The sequence below is a fragment of the Allobrachymonas wangyanguii genome (genome assembly GCF_045055315.1).
GTDB lineage: Bacteria > Pseudomonadota > Gammaproteobacteria > Burkholderiales > Burkholderiaceae_C > Brachymonas > Brachymonas wangyanguii.
This window is the reverse complement of sequence record NZ_CP173677.1, coordinates 1,829,519-1,847,920: the sequence shown is the minus strand read 5'-3', so window position 1 is coordinate 1,847,920 and position 18,402 is coordinate 1,829,519. Positions and strand designations below refer to the sequence as shown.

Genomic DNA, 18,402 nt, shown 5'->3' with positions numbered 1-18,402 from the left:
CTGGCTGACACATGGGACTTGATCTGTCGATCTGGCTGGTGATTCTGGTGGCTCTGGTGGCCGCCAACCTGCCATTCCTGAACCAGCGCTTCTTTGCGCTGGTTCCCCGCAAGAGCCAGCGGCGCAAGGGGATTGCGCTGCAATTGGCCGAGTGGCTGGTGCTGTATCTGCTGGTGGGGCTGTTCAGCCTGACACTGGAGCGCAACGCTGGCCAGATTTATCCCCAGGGCTGGCAGTTCTATGCCACCACGCTGGCCATGTTTGCCACACTGGCGTTTCCGGGTTTCGTCTACAGCCATCTGATGCGCCACACCGATTGAGGAGGGCGCATGGCTATTCCCGCATTCCCAACACTGCATCAGCATCTGCAGGCCGAGCACGAAGGCCTGCGTGAGCGTACCCAGTCGCGTGAGCTGCTGGTGCAAGGGCGCTTCCTGAAAGTGGTGCGCGACCAGGTCATGCTGCCGAATGGCAAGCTGTCCTCGCGTGAGTTCGTGCAGCATCCGGGCGCGGTCGTCATCGTGCCCTTGCTGGACGATGGCCGCCTGCTGCTGGAGCGCCAATACCGGCATCCTGTCGAGCGCGTGATGATCGAGTTTCCGGCTGGCAAGCTGGATGACGGCGAGCCGGGCCTGCGTTGTGCGCAGCGCGAGCTGCTGGAGGAAACCGGCTGCGTAGCGCGTGAATGGGCATTTGCCGGCACCATGCATAACTGCATTGGCTATTCCGACGAGCACATCGATATCTGGTTTGCACGTGGCCTGGATTACCACCAGCAGCAGCTGGAAGAGGGTGAACTGCTGGATCTGGTCGTTGCCACGCCGCAGGACATGCTGCAGAGTATGCGGGAAGGGCTGCTGACCGATGCCAAGACCATCACCTGCATGCTGTGGCTGCAGCAGCTGCTGGATGGCAGCTGGCAGCCGGACTGGCAGAAGGACGTGCAGACGTGAAGGTATTCAATCTGCGCTGCGGCGCAGGACATGATTTTGAAGGCTGGTTTGCGTCGGAAGAGGATTTCCTGACGCAGCAAGAGCGTGGCCTGCTGTCCTGCCCTGAATGCGGCGACATGCAGGTGGACAAGATGCTGTCGGCACCGCATATCAACCTGGGCCATGGCAAGCCGCAGCCAGTACCTGCTCCGGTCAGCGAGGAGCAGCGTCAGCGTCGCCAGGTGGTGCAAGCCATGTACGAGCGCATGGTGCAGCACGTGATCGAGAACACCGAAGACGTGGGCGATGCCTTTCCGGAGCAGGCTCGCAAGATGCATTACGGCGAGCTCGATGAAGCCCCCATCCGTGGCCAGGCCAGCCCGGAAGAAACCGACGCCCTGCGCGAAGAGGGCATCGATGTGGTGTCGCTGCCGATTCCCAAGGCGTCGCAGGGCAAGCTGCAGTAAGCGCTTCAGGCCGGCTGACGGTCTGTTGCCACAGCGCCCCCTGATCCAGGCGTAGCTGGATTACGGATTGTCTTGTTGCAGTGCCTTGGCCGCATGCGCAATGACTTGTTGCGTCGCATCCGCTTGCTCGCAGGCAATGGTCTGGCGCCAGGGCATGCTGCGCAGCCAGGTGAGCTGGCGCTTGGCCAGCTGACGCGTGGCAGCTATCGCCTTGTCGCGCCAGACGGCGACTGGTTCGCCCTGGTCCATGCCTTCCCAGGCCTGGCGGTAGCCGACGCAGCGGATCGAGGGCAAGGAGACATCCAGATCACCGCGTTGGCGTAGCTGGCGGACTTCTGCTTCGAAGCCGGCAGCCAGCATGGTGTCAAAGCGCTGTGCGATGCGCTGGTGCAACCAGGCACGATCCGATGGCTCCAGGCTTAGCAGGGCGAGTGGCTGATGACCACCCAGTTGGCTATCTTGTTGCGCATGCCAGTGCGACAAGGGCTGGCCGGTCTGGTGCCAGACTTCCAGCGCGCGGCCGATGCGCTGGCTGTCGTTGGGGGCGAGGCGCTGCGCGGTGGCGGGATCGACCTCGCGCAGGCGAGTGTGGAGCGCCGGCCAGCCGTGGCGCAGCGCTTCTTGTTCGATCTGGGCGCGGATGGCGGGATCGGTGGCAGGCATGTCGTTCAGGCCCTCGAACAAGGCCTTGAAGTAGAGCATGGTGCCGCCGACCAGCAAGGGCAGGTGGCCACGCGCCTGGATCGCCTGCATGGCGGCGCTGGCGTCCTGCACGAAGCGTGCTGCGCTGTAGCTCTCCAGGGGATCGATCAGGTTGATCAGGTGGTGCGGGGCTACGGCCAGTTCTTCCGGCGTCGGCTTGGCGGTGCCGATGTCCATCTGGCGGTAGACCAGGGCGGAATCGACACTGACGATCTCGATTGGCAGTTGCCAGTGCTGGCGGGCATGTTCGGCCAGCGCCAGTGCGGCAGCGGTCTTGCCGCTGGCGGTGGGACCGGCAATCGCCAGATAGCGGGGCGGGTTGGAATCGGTCATGGTCAGCGGCCGCGGAGGAACAGCGCATCGAGTTCGCGCATGCTGAGCTGGCGCCAGGTCGGTCGGCCGTGGTTGCACTGGTCGGCGCGCTCGGTGGCTTCCATCTGGCGCAGCAGGGCGTTCATTTCGTCCAGCGTGAGGCGGCGGTTGGCGCGCACGGCACCGTGGCAGGCCATGGTGGCCAGGATCTCGTTGCGGGCGCGTTGCAGCACCGTGCTGGCATCGTGGCGTGCCAGTTCATCGAGCACCTGGCGTGCCAACTCCACGGGGTCGCTGCTAGCCAGCTGGGTGGGCACCGAGCGGACGGCCAGTGTGCGGGCGGCCAGCAGCGAGACCTCCAGGCCGAGCTGGGCCAGCACGTCGGCGTAGTCCTGGGCGGCGGCGATTTCCTGCGGCGTGGCGGCAAAGGTGGCCGGGATCAGCAGTGGCTGGCTTTGCAGTGTGGCCTGGTCGAGCTGCTGCTTGAGCTGCTCGTAGACGATGCGCTCGTGCGCGGCATGCATGTCGACCAGCACCAGGCCATAGGCGTTTTCGGCAATCACATAGACGCCGTGGATCTGCGCCACGGCGCGGCCGAGTGGCCACTGGTCGTGTGTGTCGGGCAGCGGCTGCGGACTGAAGTCAGTGGTGGTGGCCGGATCAGCAGCCGGCGGGATGGCCGCAGCGGGATCGGCCGGCGACAGCATGGCCCAGGGTGAAACACCTTCCTGCAACTGGCCGCTGAACTGTCCGGGGCGGACATCGGCCTGGTAGGGGTTGAGCGGCATGCCCTGCTGGCGCCAGGCGGGCAGGGCGCTGGTGCTCAGCGGCAGGCTGGGTGGCGGCGTGAGCGACAGCACGGCCCCCGTGGCATCGGTCTGGCCGGCACGCGAGGGCGCCAGCGCCTGCTGCAGGCCCTGGCGTACTGCCTGGTGTACTTCGCGGCTGTCGCGGAAGCGGACTTCGATTTTGGTCGGGTGCACGTTGACGTCGACGCGCAGCGGATCGATGCTGATATAAAGCACATAGACCGGCTGGCGCTGGCCGTGCAGCACGTCCTCGTAGGCGCTGCGGGCGGCGTGGGCGATGACCTTGTCGCGCACGTAGCGGCCGTTGACGTAGGCGTATTGCTGGTCGGCGCGTGAACGCGCGTGGTCGGGCAGGCCGCAGCGGCCGTGTACGCGCAGCGGGCCGCTCGGCGTCTGGATCTCGTAATCGACGGCCAGGCTTTGCTCGATGAAGCTGCTGCCTAGCACATCGGCCATGCGCTGTTCGGCATCGGCGGCGCGCCATTGCTCCACCAGCTTGCCGTCGTGCCAGAGCGTGAAGGCGACATCGGGGCGGGCCAACGCGTGGCGGCGCACGGCATCGAGACAGTGGGCCAGTTCGGTGGCTTCGCTTTTCAGGAACTTGCGGCGTGCCGGTGTGCTGAAGAACAGCTCGCGCACCTCGACCGAGGTGCCGCGCTGGCGGGCTGCAGGGCGCAGCTCGCCGCTGCGGCCATCGAGAAAATGCGCGTGTTCGGCATCGGCGGTGGCCGAGAGCAGGCTGAGTTCGGCGACCGAGCCGATGGCGGCCAGGGCTTCGCCGCGGAAGCCCATGGTTTCGACCGCTTCCAGATCGTGCAGGCTGCGGATCTTGCTGGTGGCGTGGCGCTGGATCGCCAGCGGCAGCTGCGTGGGCGGAATGCCGATACCGTCATCCTCGACCGCGATCAGGCGGATGCCGCCAGCCAGCAGGCGCACGGTGATGTGGCGCGCGCCGGAATCGAGTGCGTTGTCGAGCAGTTCGCGCACGACGGCAGCCGGGCGTTCGATGACCTCGCCGGCGGCGATCTGGCTGATCAGCTCGTCGGGCAGGGCCTGGATGGTGGGGTGGGGGACAGCAGACATGGCATAGAGAAGGGTATCGGGGCATTGTAGCCAGCCTGTACCGACAGCAGGCATGCTGCGATAATGCTGCATTGCCACAAATCTAGCCGGACCCCAGCATGGAAATCATCGGATTCCTGATCGACTTCATTCTTCACATCGACCGCCACATCTTCGAGTTCGTGCAGCAGTACGGCAACTGGGTCTATGGCCTGCTGTTCCTGATCGTGTTTGTCGAGACCGGCGTGGTAATCATGCCCTTCCTGCCGGGTGATTCGCTGCTGTTCATCGTGGGCGCGCTGGCCGGTACCGGCCACCTGGACCTGTGGATTGCCATGGTGGTGCTGTGGATTGCCGCCGTGCTGGGGGACCAGTGTAACTACAGCATTGGCCGCTATTTCGGGCCCAAGGTGTTCCAGTGGGAAGATTCACGCCTGTTCAACAAGAAGGCCTTTGACAAGGCGCACAACTTCTACGAGCGCTACGGCGGCATCACCATCGTGCTGGCGCGTTTTATGCCGTTTATCCGCACCTTTGTGCCGTTCGTGGCCGGTGTGGCCGAGATGAGCCGCGCCAAGTTCACCTTCTACAACCTGTTGGGTGCCACCATCTGGGTGGGCGGGATCGTGACAGCGGGTTACCTGTTCGGCAACATTCCGTGGGTGAATCAGAATCTGCAGATCATCATCTGGGCGCTGATCCTGGTGCCGGGCGTGCTGGCGCTGTACGGTGCCTGGAAGGCCGGCCGTGCCGACAAGGCGAATGCGGTGCAGGCCGGCAGCACCCGGTAACAATCCTCTGCCAGAACATACAACTTTCCCGCTGCAAGGCGGCGGCTTCATGGGATGATGGCTTCGTGCCTGTCGCAACCGGCGCAGGCAATTCTGATAGAAGCAGGAGAGAACCATGAAGATCACACAACGCAAGACCTGGATTGGCCTGGGCATCACGGCTGCGGCCCTGACGCTGACTGCCTGTGGTACCGGCTACAACACCCCGCTGGGTGGCTTTGGCAACACCGGTGTCGGCACGACCAGCACCGCCACGCAGCAGTACGCCACGGTGACCGACGTGCGTTATTTTGCCCAGGGCGCGCAGGCCGGCGGTGACGGCATTGCCGGCACCCTGATCGGTGGCCTGCTGGGCGGCCTGGCGGGTGACCAGATTGGCGATGGCCGTGGCAAGGATGTGGCTCGCGTGGCCGGCGTGATCGGCGGTGCGCTGATTGGCCGCCAGATTGACCGCAACAACGGCAACTGGGGCAGCCAGCCGATGTACCGCGTGACCGTGCGTCAGGACAACGGTGCCGTGCGCAACTTTGACTACAGCGTCGATCCGGGCGTGCGCAATGGCGACCGCGTGCGCGTGGTGGGCGACCAGCTGTACCGTTGATCGTGCCTCAGCCGTCTGTCTGACCGGCTGAAGGTATCAGGGCTTCTGTTGTGTGCAGAAGCCCTTTTTGTTGTCAGACCGGCAGGCCGTTGATCGGCCAGACGACGCCATTGTCGTTGAGGATGGCATCGAGCGGTACATCGTGCTCGGCCGGCTCCAGGTCGTCCAGATAGCCATGGGTGAAACCGAGGCCGACGGTGTAGGGTTGTGGCTGCAGTGTGGCCAGCGTGCGGTCGTAGAAACCGCCGCCGTAGCCCAGCCGGTAACCGCCCGGGCCGTAGCCGACGCAGGGCACGAACAGCAGGGTCGGGACAATCTCTTCGGTGTCTTTCGGCTTGGGGATGCCGTATGCGTCTTCTTCCATCGGGCAGCCGGGGTACCAGGCGTGAAAGGACAGGGTCTTGGTCTGCTTGTCGATCACCGGCAGGCCGATGCGGCGGCGTTGCGGTTCTTCCAGCAGTTCGCCGTCTTCCTTCCAGCGGTGCAGCGCCGGCAGCGGATCGAATTCGCCCTTGATCGGCCAGTAGGCACCGATGACGGTATCTTCGCGACCCATCAGCCAGAAGCGCATCACGCGCTGCAAATCCTCGCACAGGGCGAGCCGGTTGGGCAGCGCCAGTCTTTCCGCGATCAGGCGCTGGCGCAACGTTTGTTTGTCAGATTTTTTATCCATAATGGCCTCATGCAAACCAGAACAAGCCCTTTTTTCGCAGCCGATGCCCGCCGCCCGTTCCGGCTTATTGTGACATGTCTGGGCCTTGCCCTGACAGGCCATTCGTCGCAGGCGCAGTATCAGGATGAGAACATGGATATCAGCGGCAGCGTGCGCGAAGGCAGCGGCCGCGCGGTGCGCATTCCGTCGGCACCGGCATCGCTCGGCGTGGCCAGCGATGACGTGATCCAGCGCATGGCGAATGCCTTCCGCCGCAAGGATACGGCCACGCTGGGCAGCCTGCTGCCGCAGGCCATGGGTCATCCGCTGGAGCCCTGGGCGGCCTACTGGGAGCTGAGCGCACGCCTGCCCACGGCGCAGCCGTATGAGGTGGATACCTTCCTGCAGCGCTATGCCGGCAGCTACCAGGAAGATCGCCTGCGCAATGACTGGCTGCTGCAGCTGGGCAAGAACCGTGATTTCCAGGCCTTCAACCGCTATTACCCGGCGTTCCGCATGCGCGATGATCGCAATGTGCGCTGCTATGCGCAGGTGTCGGGAGCCGAGCGCGCCGGCTCTGCGGCAGAGATGCTGCGCGACAACTGGTACCCGCAGCGCAACGATGAAGAGGCCTGCAATTTTGCCGCCGGCCAGCTCTACGCCAATGGCAGCGTGAAGGCCGAGGAGATCTGGCAGCGTGCCCGCCTGGCGACGGAAAACAACCGCCAGGCCGCGGCGCGCAGTGCGGTTGCCATCGTCGATCCGGCCGCAGCGAGCCAGCTGTCGGCGCTGTTTGCCAATCCGGCCAGCTTCCTCGCCACGCTGGACAGCAGTACGCGCAGTGGCAGCGAACTGGCGGTACTGGCGCTGCTGCGCGTGGCCAACAGCACGCCATCACGTGCCGCCCAGCTGATGCAGGAAGGCTGGTCCAGCCGCCTGAGCGCGAAGCAGCGCAACACGGTCTGGGGCGAGATCGGCAAGCAGGCGGTGCTGGATCTTGACAGCCAGTCGATGAACTATTACAGCCAGGTGCGCGACCTGCATGATCTGCTCGATGATGACCTGGAGTGGATGGCGCGCTCGGCGTTGCGCATGGCCTACTGGCCGCAGGTGCGCCAGGCGATTGACGCGATGACGCCGGCCACGCGCGAGCAGCCGGTCTGGGTCTACTGGAAGGCACGTGCACTACAGGGTGGCCTGCATGGGCGCGGTGCCGATCGCCAGGCCGAGCAGCTGTATCGCAGCATCGCCGGCAACCAGGGTTTTTACGAAATGCTGGCGACCGAGGCGCTGGGCGAGCGCATCACGCGTCCGCGCGAGGCACGCCCCAGCAGTGCCGATCTGGCGCAGGCACGCGCCAATCCGAGCCTGCAGCGTGCCCAGTACGCGCGCAACATGGGCCTGGCCAGCGAGGCCACGCGCGAATGGAACTACGCCACCAATCTGCACACGCCGGGTGGCATGAACGACCGTGACCTGCTGGCCGCCGCCGAACTGGCCTGCCAGCAGCAGTGGTGGGATCGCTGCATCAATACCAGCGACCGCACCAAGGGCGTGATCAACATGGAGCAGCGTTTCCCGATGCCGTTCCGCGAGGTGGTGGTGCGCCGCAGCCGCAACATCGGGCTGGACCCGTCCTATGTCTACGGTCTGGTGCGCCAGGAAAGCCGTTTTGCCACCAACGCACGCTCGCACGTGGGGGCATCGGGCCTGATGCAGGTGATGCCGGCAACGGCGCGCTGGACCGCCAACAAGCTCGGCATTCCGTATGCGCCGTCGATGATCAACAACCTGGAAACCAATGTGCAGCTGGGCACCGGCTACCTGAAGCTGGTGCTGGATGACTTCCAGGGCTCCTACCCGATGGCGACGGCGGCCTACAACGCGGGCCCGAACCGCCCGCGCAGCTGGCGCAATGGCCCGGTGATGGAAGGCGCGGCCTGGGCCGAGTCGGTGCCATTTGGCGAGACGCGTGACTACATCAAGAAGGTGCTGGCCAACAGCACTAACTACGCGATCCTGCTGACGGGACAGCCGCAGTCATTGCGTGACCGCCTGGGCCAGGTCGGGCCGCTGCTGCCGGGTGCCAGCGATCTGTCGCGTGAGCTGCCTTCCGGTACCGTACGCGTGATCGAGAGCGAGGATGGTGGCGCATGAACGGGGCTCGTACGGCGCAGGTAGCCGAAGAGGCGCTGCCTGATCCCTGGAGCGGCCCGGGCCGCAGCTGGGGCGTGTTCCTGAAGGATGCCTGGCGACTGGCCCGGCCGTATTTCCATTCCGAGGAAAAATGGCGGGCGCGTGCCATGCTGGCGGTGATCGTGGCGCTGAACCTGGGCACGGTCTACATGAGCGTGCTGTTCAACCAGTGGTACAACGTGTTCTACAACGCCTTGCAGGACAAGAACGTCGAGGTGTTCTGGAGCCAGATGGGGCGCTTCAGCTGGCTGGCGGTGATCGCCATCATCCTGGCGGTGTACAAGTTCTACATCACGCAGCTGCTGGACCTGCGTTGGCGCGCCTGGATGACGCGCAACTACCTGGACAAGTGGCTGGGCCACCACCGCTACTACCACCTGGAGCTGGCACGCCAGGGCGGTGGCGCCACGGTATCGGACAACCCGGACCAGCGGATCCAGGAAGACATTGCCCGTTTTACCGGCAGCTCGCTCGGCATTTCCATGGGCCTGCTGAACTCGGTGGTGACGCTGGTGTCCTTCATCGGCATCTTGTGGACGCTGTCGGGCAGTTTCAGCTTCACGCTGGGCGGGCAGGAATGGACGCTGCCGGGCTATATGGTGTGGGTGGCGATTGCCTACTGCGCCATCGGCAGCGTGATTGCGCACTACATTGGCCGCATCCTGATCCGGCTGAACTTCTGGCAGGAATGGCGCGAGGCCGATTTCCGCTACAACCTGGTGCGCGTGCGTGAATACAGCGAACCGATTGCGCTGGACCGCGGCGAGCCGGCTTCGCAGGAGCAGCTGGACAACCGCTTCGGCGCGGTGCTGAGCAACTACCTGCGCCTGATCAAGGCACAGAAGCGGCTGGTCTGGTTCACCTCCTTCTTCCAGCAGGCGGCGATCATCTTCCCATTCCTGGTGGCGGCACCGCGTTATTTTGCCGGTGCCATCAAGCTGGGCGACCTGATCCAAATCTCTTCTGCCTTTGGCAAGGTGCAGGATTCGCTGAGCTGGTTTGTCGATGCCTACCCGGCGCTGGCCAGCTGGCGCGCCACCACCGAGCGTCTGAATACCTTTGATCGCGGCGTGGCTGACAGCTGGCAGGTCACGACTGAAGTGCAGCCGACGGCGCCGCGCGAGCATGTGGTGGCGGGCCAGCAGTTGCAGCTGCAGCATCTGCAATGCCTGTTGCCGAGTGGCAAGCTGCAGGTGCAGGCCGATGGCCTGGAGCTGAACCCCGGTGATACGGTGCTGGTGCAGGGGCCGTCGGGCAGCGGCAAGTCGACGCTGCTGCGCGCGATTGCCGGCATCTGGCCGCTGGCCTTTGGCCGCGTGCAACTGCCCGAACACAGCATGTTCCTGCCGCAGCGCCCGTATCTGCCGCATGGCAGCCTGCGTGCCGCGCTGGCCTATCCGGCGCAGGAAGATGCCTATGCCGACGCCGAGATCCGCCGCGTGCTGGAGATCGTGCGCATGCTGCATCTGGCGGACCAGCTGGACCAGCGCGAGAACTGGGGCCACAAGCTGTCCGGCGGCGAGCAGCAGCGCGTGGCGATTGCGCGGGCGCTGCTGCGCCAGCCGAAGTGGGTGTTTGCCGACGAGGCCACCAGTGCGCTCGATGCGCCGACCGAAGAGCTGCTGTACCGCGAGCTGATTGCCATGGTGCGTTCCAATGGCGGCGGCCTGCTGTCGGTGGCGCACCGGCAGAGCGTGGCAGCCTTCCACGATGGCCTGTGGCTGCTGGAGCCGGCCGAAGAGGGCTTTGTCGTGCGGCAGGCCAAGGCCGGCTGAGCACACAGAGGGAACAACGGGGAGCTACTAGGCTTCCCGTTCTGTTTTGGGCGGCTGCAGGATCAGGCGGCCTGCGCCTGGCTCCAGAGCTGGTAGCCGCGCGCACGCAGCTCGCAGGCCGGGCAGCTGCCGCAGCCGTAGCCCCAGTCATGGCGATGCGCGCGGTCGCCCAGGTAGCAGGTGTGGCTGTGCTCGATGATCAGGTCGACCAGCTGCTGGCCGCCGTCCGGCGTGCCGGAGCCTTCGCCCAGGTCGTGTGCCAGCTGCCAGGTCTGCGCCTTGTCGATCCACATCAGTGGTGTGTCGATCAACAGGCGCTTGTCCATGCCGAGCGACAGCGCGATCTGCATCGCCTTCATGGTGTCGTCGCGGCAGTCCGGATAGCCGGAGTAGTCGGTTTCGCAGACGCCGGTGACCAGCACGTCGATGCCGCGGCGGTAGGCCAGCGCTGCCGCCAACGTCAGGAACACCAGGTTGCGGCCCGGCACAAAGGTGTTCGGCAGGCCGCTGGCCTCCATGGCGAAGGCGGTATCGCGCGTGAGCGAGGTCTCGCTGATCTGGCCGAGGATGTTGACGTCGAGCAGGTGGTCATCGCCCAGACGATCTGCCCATTGCGGGAACTGCTCGCGGAAGGCGCGCAGCACCTGCTGGCGCGCGTCCAGCTCGATGCGGTGGCGCTGGCCATAGTCGAAGCCGACGGTTTCGACACGGCCATAGATGCGCAGCGCGTGCGCCAGGCAGGTGGCCGAATCCTGGCCGCCGGAAAACAGCACCAGGGCGTTGCGGTGGGAGAGGTTGGGAAGCTGGCTGCTCATGCGGAAGGCAGGGAGACGACGGTTTCGTTGGTAATGATCTTGCTGTCCGTGGGCGGCATGTTGGCGATGCCGCTGCTGACATGGCCGGAGGGCACGTGGGCGGCCGCGTTGTCGACATGGCCGGTCTGGTCATCGAAGAAGAAATCCGGCTCGAACTCTTGCAGGAAGCCGCCTTTGGGCAGGCCGCCGAGGAACATCGCCTCGTCGACGGCGATGTTCCAGCTCATCAGGGTGCGGATCGCGCGCTCGTGTGCCGGGGCACTGCGTGCCGTGACCAGCGCGGTGCGGATATGCATGGGCGCATCGCTCTGGCGCGAGGCCTGCTGCAGCTGATGCAAGGCGTCCAGGAAGGGCTTGAACGGGCCGGGCGGCAGCGGTAGCCCGGCCTTGTCGATCTCATGGCGCTGGAAGGCCGGTAGGCCGTCCTGCTGGTAGACGCGCTCGGCCTCGTCGCTGAACAGCACGGCGTCACCGTCAAAGGCGATGCGGACCTCGCGCGGATGCTGGCTGCCGGCGCGCATGGATTCGATGGAGACGCGTGCTGCCGGAAAGCCGAGTGCCAGCGCCTGGCGCACGTCATGGTCATTGGCCGAAAGGAACAGGTGCGCGCCCAGCGGCCGCAGGTAGCGGAACGGGTCGGCGCCCTGGGTGAATACGCCGCGCTCGATGGTGCTCAGGCCGTGTGCCTGCGCCGAGCGGAATATGCGCATGCCGCTGACCGGATCATTGCGCGACAGCAGCACCACCTCGACGCGGCGCTGGTCGCCCTGGTTGAAGGCGAGCAGCTTCTGCACCAGCGAGAAGGCGACACCGGGTTCGGCAGCCTGGCTGAGGCGATCCAGCTGGGCCTGCATATAGCCCTGGGTGTCACCGGATTCGAACAGGCGGTTTTCTTCTTCGAGATTGAACAGCGCACGCGAGGAAATGGCGACGACGAGCTGACCTTCGAGGGATGCGGGCATGGCGGTATCCTGGCAGGAAATGAATGGTTGCACGCAAGGCGTGCAGCTTGTGCGATGATACCTGCAGCCGGGACTGGCATGGGCATGCGCTCTTGTCTGACAGCCGGCGGCAGGCCCCGGGCGTAAGGTGGAGCCATCACAAGAACGGCAGCCCGGACCTGCAGGAGAACACCATGAAAACGCCATTTACCTATACCAACGGAACGCAGCAGTCTGCGCCTCCCGAAGTGGCCGACCACGCCGGCTGGGCCTGGTTGTGGGTGGTCGTGGCGATCCTGACGATTGGCCTGGTCGGTTATGTCGGTGGCAACATGCTGGGCGTGGGCATTTCACAGGGGTCGCATGTACGCGCCGAATTTGACCAGGGCCTGAGCGGCGAACCGCTGCTGCACGGCGCCATCGATCAGCATGCACAAAGCCGCGAACTGGTCGGCAAGGGCACTGCCACCGGCATGGGAGGCAGCGGCAGTTCCTACCTGGCTGAAGCCGCTGCACGCAGCCGGATCATCATCGATGAAGAAGGGATCGTGCATGAAGTCGGGCCGGATGGCAACATCATTGATCCGTTTGATGTCGGCATGGATCCTGAGCTGCAGACCGAGCTGAATGCACTGGACGAGCAGATCCGCCGCGATATGATGGCCCAGGAGCGCGCCCAGCCGGAGCGTCCGCTGCCGCCGCTGAATCCGCCGATGGACATCGCGGCCATGGATGCAGCGCCGATAGCCGTGGTGAGCGAGCGCCCGCAGATGGTGCGTAGCAGCCATAACGCAGCGCAATCCGACATCTTTTTTGGCAACTGAAGGAGCCGGACCGGCGGGCTGACCCGCTGATTCCCAGACGACAACATGCAATCCACTTCCTCGCGTTCTTCCCGTGGCCGCCAGCTGTTGCTGGCGGCTGTTGTGCTGGTGGTGTTCGCCGTGGTGGCGGGCATCTGGCTGGGCCGTGGTGCCAGCAGCGATGGCTCGCCAGTGCGCGGGGATGGCGCGGCCGAACTGACGATCAGTGGTGGCGCCGCGTCCGCCGCGGCACTGGATGCCTCGACCCAGACGGAAGAACTGACCGGTCGCCCGCCACTGCAGGGGCAAGCCGATCCGGCGCGCCAGGCAGAAGGCGCGATTGTGGCGCCGGGCGGTGGCGTGGAGCTGCAGCGCCATGAAGACGTGCAGCCACTGCCGCCGGCTGATGCGGGCGCGGATCTGCCAGCCAGCGCTGCCGAGCCGATGCCCGACGCCAGCGAGGCGCTGCCGCCGCTGGATGACGCGTCCGCTGCGCAATAAGGCTTATCTGTCCGGCACCGGCTGGCCCATGCGCAGCCAGCCGCCTGGATCGGTGGCACCGTGCCGTGGCCACTGGCGTGCCTGATGCACGCGCAGCACGCCGCGCTGCCACAGGTGCATGATGCGCATCACGCCGGCGTGGGTGACCCAGACCGTGGGCAGCGCATGGGGCTGCAGCAGGTGCTGGCGTGCCACCGCTTGCACGCGCGCCATGAAGTCATGTAGCGATTCCCCATTGCCACCGCCAGGCCAGCCGCCAAAATCGGCCATCCAGCTGTCCCATTCCGTGGCGGGCAGGGTGCTCCACGGGCGGCCTTCCCAGCGGCCGAAGTGCATCTCGCGCAGGCGCGTATCGACGCGGGGCAGGGTGGCGATGCCGGCCTGTTCGGCCTGCTGCTGCAGTGTCAGTGCCAGCTGCCGGCAACGGCGTGCCGGCGAGGAGACGATCTGCAGGGGCTGCGCCAGCTCTGGCAGTGCCGCCAGAAAGGCCTGTGCGCTGTGCTGCGTTGCGGCGGCATCGGCGGGTACATCCAGCTGGCCGTAGCAGATGCCGGCATCGACCAGCGGCGTGGCGTGGCGCAGCAGCCACCAGGGTTGGGCAGGGAGGCGTGGCGTCATGCGTGTGCCATGGCGTACAGCGTGGCGGTCAGGCTGGCGGCATAAAAGGTGAGCTCGCAGACCTGCTGCGTGGCACCCAGGCAGTCACCGGTAAAGCCCTGCAGGCGGCGATGGAACCACCAGCCCATCAATGCGGCGGCGATGCCGCTGGCCATAGTGGCGCTGCCGAGAATGGCCAGCGTCCAGGCACCCTGGCCGGTGACGTAGTAGAACGCCGCCAGCGGCAGGCACCAGAGCGCCGCGCTCCAGACCGATACCTGCTGCAGGCCACCGGTGATGCGCAGGGTCTTGGACTGCTGGTCCAGGCCGATATGCGGCAGGGCATTGATCAGCAGCAGCGGAAAGAAGCGCGATACCACGTGGGCACACAGCAGGCTGGCCAACACGATGCCGGGCTGCAGTACGCCCAGGCTGGCTAGCAGCAGCACCTTGAGCAGCAGCGCCATGAACAGGGTGATGACGGCGTAGCTACCGACACGGGAGTCCTTCATGATCTCGAGCGCGCGCGCCGGGCTGGCGTGGCCGCCGAGCGCGTCGGCGACATCGGACAGGCCGTCCTCGTGCAGTGCGCCGGTGAGCCAGATCGTGGCCAGCGTGCTGAGCAGGGCGGCAAGCGCCATCAGCAGGCTGGAGGAGGCCATCAGCATCACCGGCGAGCCCCACAGCCAGAGCACGAACAGATAGACCAGTATCGCCACGGAACCGGTCAGCCAGCCGATCGCTGGGAAATGCACCAGCGCTGCCCGCATGCGGGCCGGACTGTAATCCGCCCAGGCCGCCAGCTGCTGCGGCAGTGGCAGGCGGGTGAAGAATTGCAGGGCCAGCAGCAGGTTGCGCGCGAATTCGCTCATGGCCGCAGGCACTCAGGCCGGCTTGCGCAGGAACATCTGGTAGACCGGGTTCTGCGTTTCTTCGACGTAAGGGTAGCCCAGCGTGTGCAGGAATTCCTGGAACGGGGCATCGTCCTCGGGCGGGGCCTGAATGCCGACCAGCGCCTCGCTGTAGTCGGCGCCCTGGTTGCGGTAGTGGAACAGGCTGATGTTCCAGCCCGGGTTGAGCATGCTCAGGAAGCGCATCAGCGCGCCCGGGCGTTCCGGAAACTCGAAGCGCAGCAGGCGCTCATTGCCGGCGACCGAGCTCGGGCCGCCGACCATGTAGCGGATATGCGCCTTGGCCAGCTCGTTCTCGGTCAGGTCCAGCGTGTCGAAGCCGTTTTCGCGCAGCTTCTGCGTGATCATGCGGCTTTCGCCCTTGCCGTTGGTCGAGACGCCGATATACACATGGGCCTGCTGGCTGCTGTGCATGCGGTAGTTGAACTCGGTCACGTTGCGCGGCCCGCCTTCCAGGCTGTCAATCAGCGAACACAGGCGGCGGAAGCTGCCCCGCTCTTCCGGGATGGTGACGGCGAACAGGGCCTCGCGATCTTCGCCGATCTCGGCACGTGCGGCGACGAAGCGCAGGCGGTCGAAGTTCATGTTGGCGCCGCAGAGCACGGCGGCAAAGGTCTGGCCGCTGAGCTGGCGCTTGTCCACGTACTGCTTGATGGCAGCGACACCCATGGCGCCGGCCGGTTCGACGATGCTGCGCGTATCGACAAAGATGTCCTTGATAGCGGCGCAGACGGCATCGGTATCGACGATGACGTAGTCATCCAGCAACTCGCGGCAGAGGCGGAAGGTTTCCTCGCCGACCAGCTTGACAGCGGTGCCGTCGGAGAACAGGCCGACATCGTCCAGCGCCACGCGCTCGTTGCGCTGCACCGATTGCCACATGGCATCGGAATCGTTCATCTGCACGCCGATCACCTTGATACCGGGGCGCACCGCCTTGATGTAGCTGGCCACGCCAGAGGCCAGGCCGCCGCCGCCGATGGCGACGAACACGGCATCGAGATCGGCATGGGGCAGGGTCTGCACCTGGCGCAGCATTTCCATGGCGACCGTCCCCTGGCCGGCGATGACGTCGGGATCATCGAACGGGTGGATGAAGGTCAGGCCCTGTTCGTCCTGCAGCTTGACCGCGTGCTGGTAGGCATCGCTATAGCTTTCACCGGCCAGCACGACATCGCCGCCAAGCGTGCGTACGGCATCGATCTTGAGCTGTGGCGTGGTGGTGGGCATGACGATGATGGCGCGCGTGCCGAGCTTGCGTGCGCCCAGCGCCACGCCTTGCGCGTGGTTGCCGGCCGAGGCGCAGATCACGCCCTTGTGCAGCTGGCCCGGAGTCAGCTGGGCCATCTTGTTGTAGGCGCCGCGCAGCTTGAAGCTGAACACCGGCTGCTGGTCCTCGCGCTTGAGCAGCACGGTGTTGCCGATGCGGCGGCTCAGCACGCGTGCATGGTCGAGCAGTGTCTCGTGCGCCACGTCGTAGACGCGGGCGTTGAGGATCTTGCGCAGATAGTCATCCGGGCTCAGCGGAGTTGCCGGGGATTGGGGAGCGGTCATCGTGATGCGGTGAAACAGGGAAAAGGCAAGGATAACGCCGATTGTTGTTGCATTGCAGTGCAACAACGCTTGCAGCAGCGGCATGTTGCAGTGCGTGTTTCCAATTGTGCATGCCAAAGGTATCATTATGGATTGGCCTGGACAAGGCAGGGCGTTGTTCCTGTTGTCTTTTCGTGTGCGTGTGTGCATGGTCAGGCCGGTTTTTCCTATCCGAGGTTTTTCCATGCAAGCAATTTTTTCCCGTCGTACCGTTTTTGCCCTGGCCGCTTCGCTGGCCCTGGTCGCCTGCTCCAAGTCCGAAGCACCGGCGGCATCGGCTTCTGCTGCTGCCGCACCGGCCGGCAAGGTGCTGGTAGCAGCATCCAACGCCAACTTCGCCCCGTTCGAGTCCATGACGCCGGACGGCAAGGTGCAGGGCTTTGACGCCGACCTGATGCAGGCGGTGGCCGAGAAGGGCGGTTTCGAGGTGCGCCTGGTGAATACGCCCTGGGAAGGCCTGTTCAACGGTCTGGCGCAGGGTGACAGCGATCTGGTCATCTCCGCCGTGACGATTACCGACGCGCGCAAGCAGACCATGGATTTTTCCGAGCCCTACTTTGAAGCAAAGCAGCTGATTGCCGTGCGCGCGGATTCCCCGGTGGCATCGCTGCAGGACCTGAAGGATCAGGCCGTGGGCGTGCAGACCGGCACCACCGGTGACGAGGTCGTGTCCAACCTGCAGGGCAAGACCAGCGCCAACATCAAGCGCTTTGACACGACCCCGCTGGCGATGAAGGAGCTGGAATCGGGTGGCGTGGCCGCCGTGGTGGGTGACAACGGCGTGGTCGGCCACTACCTGAAGAACAACAGCAGCACCAATCTGCGCCTGGTCGCCGACGATACCGCCACGCCGGAGCAGTACGGCATCGTGGTGCGCAAGGGCGATACCGAACTGCTGAACAAGGTCAACACTGGCCTGCAGGCGATCCGCGCTGACGGCACGTACGACAAGATCTACACCCAGTGGTTTGGTGATGCCCCGGTGGCAGCGGCTGTGGCTGGTACCAGCGCTGCTGCGGCTTCCGCTGCTGCCGTGGCGGCCTCTGCGGCGGCGTCCAACTGATCTGCCTTTTTCTGGCGGCCGGCTGCCCTGGGCACCGGCCTGCTGACCGATTCCTGCCTGCGGCACCAGTGGTCGCTGCCAGGCACCATCTGATATCGCCATGGATTTACGCTGGGAAATTCTGACGCCCTATGCCCCCCTGTTCGTGACCGGGGCCTGGATGACCGTGAAGCTGACGCTGATTGCCCTGTCACTCGGGCTGCTGCTGGGGCTGGGGATCGGCCTGGTGAATGCGCGTCCGGCCACGGGTCTGCGCCGCGTGCTGCGCTGGATCCTGTTGGGCTATGTCGGCTTTCTGCGCGGCACGCCGCTATTCGTGCAGATCCTGCTGGTGCATTTTGCGCTGATGCCGACGCTGGTGCACCCTGAGCACGGCCTGCTGTTGAGCGGTGCCGCCGCGCTGGAGTTCCGCCAGTCGCATGGTGCTTTCTTCTCGGGTGCGCTGGCGCTGACGCTGAATGCCAGCGCCTATATCTCCGAGATCGTGCGTGCCGGCATCCATTCGATCGCGCGCGGCCAGGTGCAGGCGGCCGAGAGCCTGGGGCTGGATGAATATCAGACCATGCGCTTTATCGTGCTGCCGCAGGCACTGCGCCGCATGGTGCCGCCGCTGGTGAACGAGGCGGTGACATTGCTGAAGGATTCCTCGCTGGTATCGGCGATTGGCCTGGCCGAACTGGCGATGGCAGCGCGTACTGTGGCCGGCGCCAACTCGCGCTACTGGGAGCCCTTCCTGGCGATTTCGGCGATCTATCTGGTGATGACCAGCGTGATCACGCTGCTGGCACGACGGCTGGAGACGCCGGAGGCGCAGCGCGGTCGCTGAACAAGCGCCTTGCCCAAGACAAGAACGGCCACCCTGGGGTGGCCGTTGCTGTT

The 18,402-nt window shown here is 65.3% G+C and carries 19 protein-coding genes; 11 read left to right on the top strand and 8 right to left on the bottom strand.

Annotation, left to right across the window (positions count from 1 at the left end; all coding sequences use genetic code 11):
- The first annotated feature begins 11 nt into the window (after positions 1-11).
- From ACI3EV_RS08965 to ACI3EV_RS08955, 3 genes are read left to right on the top strand one after another with little or no spacing between them, the layout of a single operon-like run.
- Complete coding sequence (locus ACI3EV_RS08965; protein ID WP_337690464.1) at positions 12-320, top strand: DUF2818 family protein; 309 nt, start codon at positions 12-14, stop codon at positions 318-320.
- A gap of 9 nt (positions 321-329) precedes the next feature.
- Complete coding sequence (locus ACI3EV_RS08960) at positions 330-953, top strand: NUDIX hydrolase (RefSeq protein ID WP_329771471.1); 624 nt, start codon at positions 330-332, stop codon at positions 951-953.
- Positions 950-1,399: a DUF1178 family protein gene (locus ACI3EV_RS08955; RefSeq protein WP_337690467.1), complete on the top strand. Its 450-nt coding sequence runs from the start codon at positions 950-952 to the stop codon at positions 1,397-1,399. Before ACI3EV_RS08960 ends, ACI3EV_RS08955 begins: the two co-directional genes overlap by 4 nt.
- A gap of 60 nt (positions 1,400-1,459) precedes the next feature.
- Here the strand turns inward: ACI3EV_RS08955 and miaA are convergent, their stop codons facing one another.
- Together miaA and mutL are read right to left on the bottom strand one after the other, a co-directional pair.
- Positions 1,460-2,434 carry a tRNA (adenosine(37)-N6)-dimethylallyltransferase MiaA gene (gene miaA / locus ACI3EV_RS08950; protein ID WP_329771469.1) on the bottom strand — a complete coding sequence of 325 codons (975 nt, stop codon included), beginning with the start codon at positions 2,432-2,434 and terminating at the stop codon, positions 1,460-1,462.
- Positions 2,435-2,436: 2 nt separating this feature from the next.
- Positions 2,437-4,305 carry a DNA mismatch repair endonuclease MutL gene (mutL, locus tag ACI3EV_RS08945; protein WP_329771468.1) on the bottom strand — a complete coding sequence of 623 codons (1,869 nt, stop codon included), beginning with the start codon at positions 4,303-4,305 and terminating at the stop codon, positions 2,437-2,439.
- A 98-nt stretch (positions 4,306-4,403) separates the two neighbouring features.
- Here mutL and ACI3EV_RS08940 point away from each other — a divergent pair, with 98 nt between their 5' ends.
- On the top strand, positions 4,404-5,075 hold the full coding sequence (locus ACI3EV_RS08940; RefSeq protein ID WP_329771467.1) for a DedA family protein: 672 nt from the start codon (positions 4,404-4,406) through the stop codon (positions 5,073-5,075).
- Positions 5,076-5,190: 115 nt separating this feature from the next.
- Entirely contained in the window at positions 5,191-5,676 is a 486-nt protein-coding gene (locus tag ACI3EV_RS08935) for a glycine zipper 2TM domain-containing protein (RefSeq protein ID WP_329771466.1), read from the top strand.
- Positions 5,677-5,749: 73 nt separating this feature from the next.
- Here the strand turns inward: ACI3EV_RS08935 and ACI3EV_RS08930 are convergent, their stop codons facing one another.
- Complete coding sequence (locus ACI3EV_RS08930) at positions 5,750-6,349, bottom strand: 5-formyltetrahydrofolate cyclo-ligase (protein WP_329771465.1); 600 nt, start codon at positions 6,347-6,349, stop codon at positions 5,750-5,752.
- Positions 6,350-6,481: 132 nt separating this feature from the next.
- Between ACI3EV_RS08930 and ACI3EV_RS08925 the strand changes: the two genes are divergently transcribed.
- Together ACI3EV_RS08925 and ACI3EV_RS08920 are read left to right on the top strand one after the other, a co-directional pair.
- Positions 6,482-8,485 carry a transglycosylase SLT domain-containing protein gene (locus ACI3EV_RS08925; RefSeq protein WP_329771464.1) on the top strand — a complete coding sequence of 668 codons (2,004 nt, stop codon included), beginning with the start codon at positions 6,482-6,484 and terminating at the stop codon, positions 8,483-8,485.
- A complete protein-coding gene (locus ACI3EV_RS08920) occupies positions 8,482-10,299 on the top strand; it encodes an ABC transporter ATP-binding protein/permease (protein ID WP_337690474.1) in 1,818 nt (605 codons plus the stop codon). Before ACI3EV_RS08925 ends, ACI3EV_RS08920 begins: the two co-directional genes overlap by 4 nt.
- Before the next feature lie 62 nt (positions 10,300-10,361).
- Here ACI3EV_RS08920 and queC read toward each other — a convergent pair whose 3' ends face one another.
- Together queC and ACI3EV_RS08910 are read right to left on the bottom strand one after the other, a co-directional pair.
- Entirely contained in the window at positions 10,362-11,114 is a 753-nt protein-coding gene (queC, locus tag ACI3EV_RS08915) for a 7-cyano-7-deazaguanine synthase QueC (protein ID WP_329771462.1), read from the bottom strand.
- Positions 11,111-12,076, bottom strand: a complete 966-nt coding sequence (locus tag ACI3EV_RS08910) for a 5'-nucleotidase (RefSeq protein WP_329771461.1) — start codon at positions 12,074-12,076, stop codon at positions 11,111-11,113. The genes queC and ACI3EV_RS08910 overlap by 4 nt, the downstream gene beginning before the upstream one ends.
- 173 nt (positions 12,077-12,249) lie before the next feature.
- On the opposite strand from ACI3EV_RS08910, the gene ACI3EV_RS08905 reads away from it, so the two are divergent.
- Both ACI3EV_RS08905 and ACI3EV_RS08900 read left to right on the top strand, forming a co-directional pair.
- The gene (locus ACI3EV_RS08905) at positions 12,250-12,879 is read left to right on the top strand and encodes a hypothetical protein (RefSeq protein ID WP_329771460.1); all 630 of its coding nucleotides are present in this window, start codon (positions 12,250-12,252) and stop codon (positions 12,877-12,879) included.
- A gap of 45 nt (positions 12,880-12,924) precedes the next feature.
- A complete protein-coding gene (locus tag ACI3EV_RS08900; RefSeq protein ID WP_329771459.1) occupies positions 12,925-13,359 on the top strand; it encodes a hypothetical protein in 435 nt (144 codons plus the stop codon).
- 3 nt (positions 13,360-13,362) lie between these two features.
- Here the strand turns inward: ACI3EV_RS08900 and ACI3EV_RS08895 are convergent, their stop codons facing one another.
- From ACI3EV_RS08895 to ilvA, 3 genes are read right to left on the bottom strand one after another with little or no spacing between them, the layout of a single operon-like run.
- Complete coding sequence (locus ACI3EV_RS08895; RefSeq protein ID WP_329771458.1) at positions 13,363-13,977, bottom strand: histidine phosphatase family protein; 615 nt, start codon at positions 13,975-13,977, stop codon at positions 13,363-13,365.
- On the bottom strand, positions 13,974-14,828 hold the full coding sequence (locus ACI3EV_RS08890) for an adenosylcobinamide-GDP ribazoletransferase (protein ID WP_329771457.1): 855 nt from the start codon (positions 14,826-14,828) through the stop codon (positions 13,974-13,976). Before ACI3EV_RS08890 ends, ACI3EV_RS08895 begins: the two co-directional genes overlap by 4 nt.
- A 12-nt stretch (positions 14,829-14,840) precedes the next feature.
- Positions 14,841-16,421: a threonine ammonia-lyase, biosynthetic gene (ilvA, locus tag ACI3EV_RS08885; RefSeq protein ID WP_337690477.1), complete on the bottom strand. Its 1,581-nt coding sequence runs from the start codon at positions 16,419-16,421 to the stop codon at positions 14,841-14,843.
- Between the two features lie 223 nt (positions 16,422-16,644).
- Here ilvA and ACI3EV_RS08880 point away from each other — a divergent pair, with 223 nt between their 5' ends.
- Both ACI3EV_RS08880 and ACI3EV_RS08875 read left to right on the top strand, forming a co-directional pair.
- Positions 16,645-17,523 carry a basic amino acid ABC transporter substrate-binding protein gene (locus ACI3EV_RS08880; RefSeq protein ID WP_337690479.1) on the top strand — a complete coding sequence of 293 codons (879 nt, stop codon included), beginning with the start codon at positions 16,645-16,647 and terminating at the stop codon, positions 17,521-17,523.
- A gap of 100 nt (positions 17,524-17,623) precedes the next feature.
- Positions 17,624-18,349, top strand: a complete 726-nt coding sequence (locus tag ACI3EV_RS08875) for an amino acid ABC transporter permease (protein WP_337690481.1) — start codon at positions 17,624-17,626, stop codon at positions 18,347-18,349.
- Positions 18,350-18,402 lie beyond the last annotated feature (53 nt).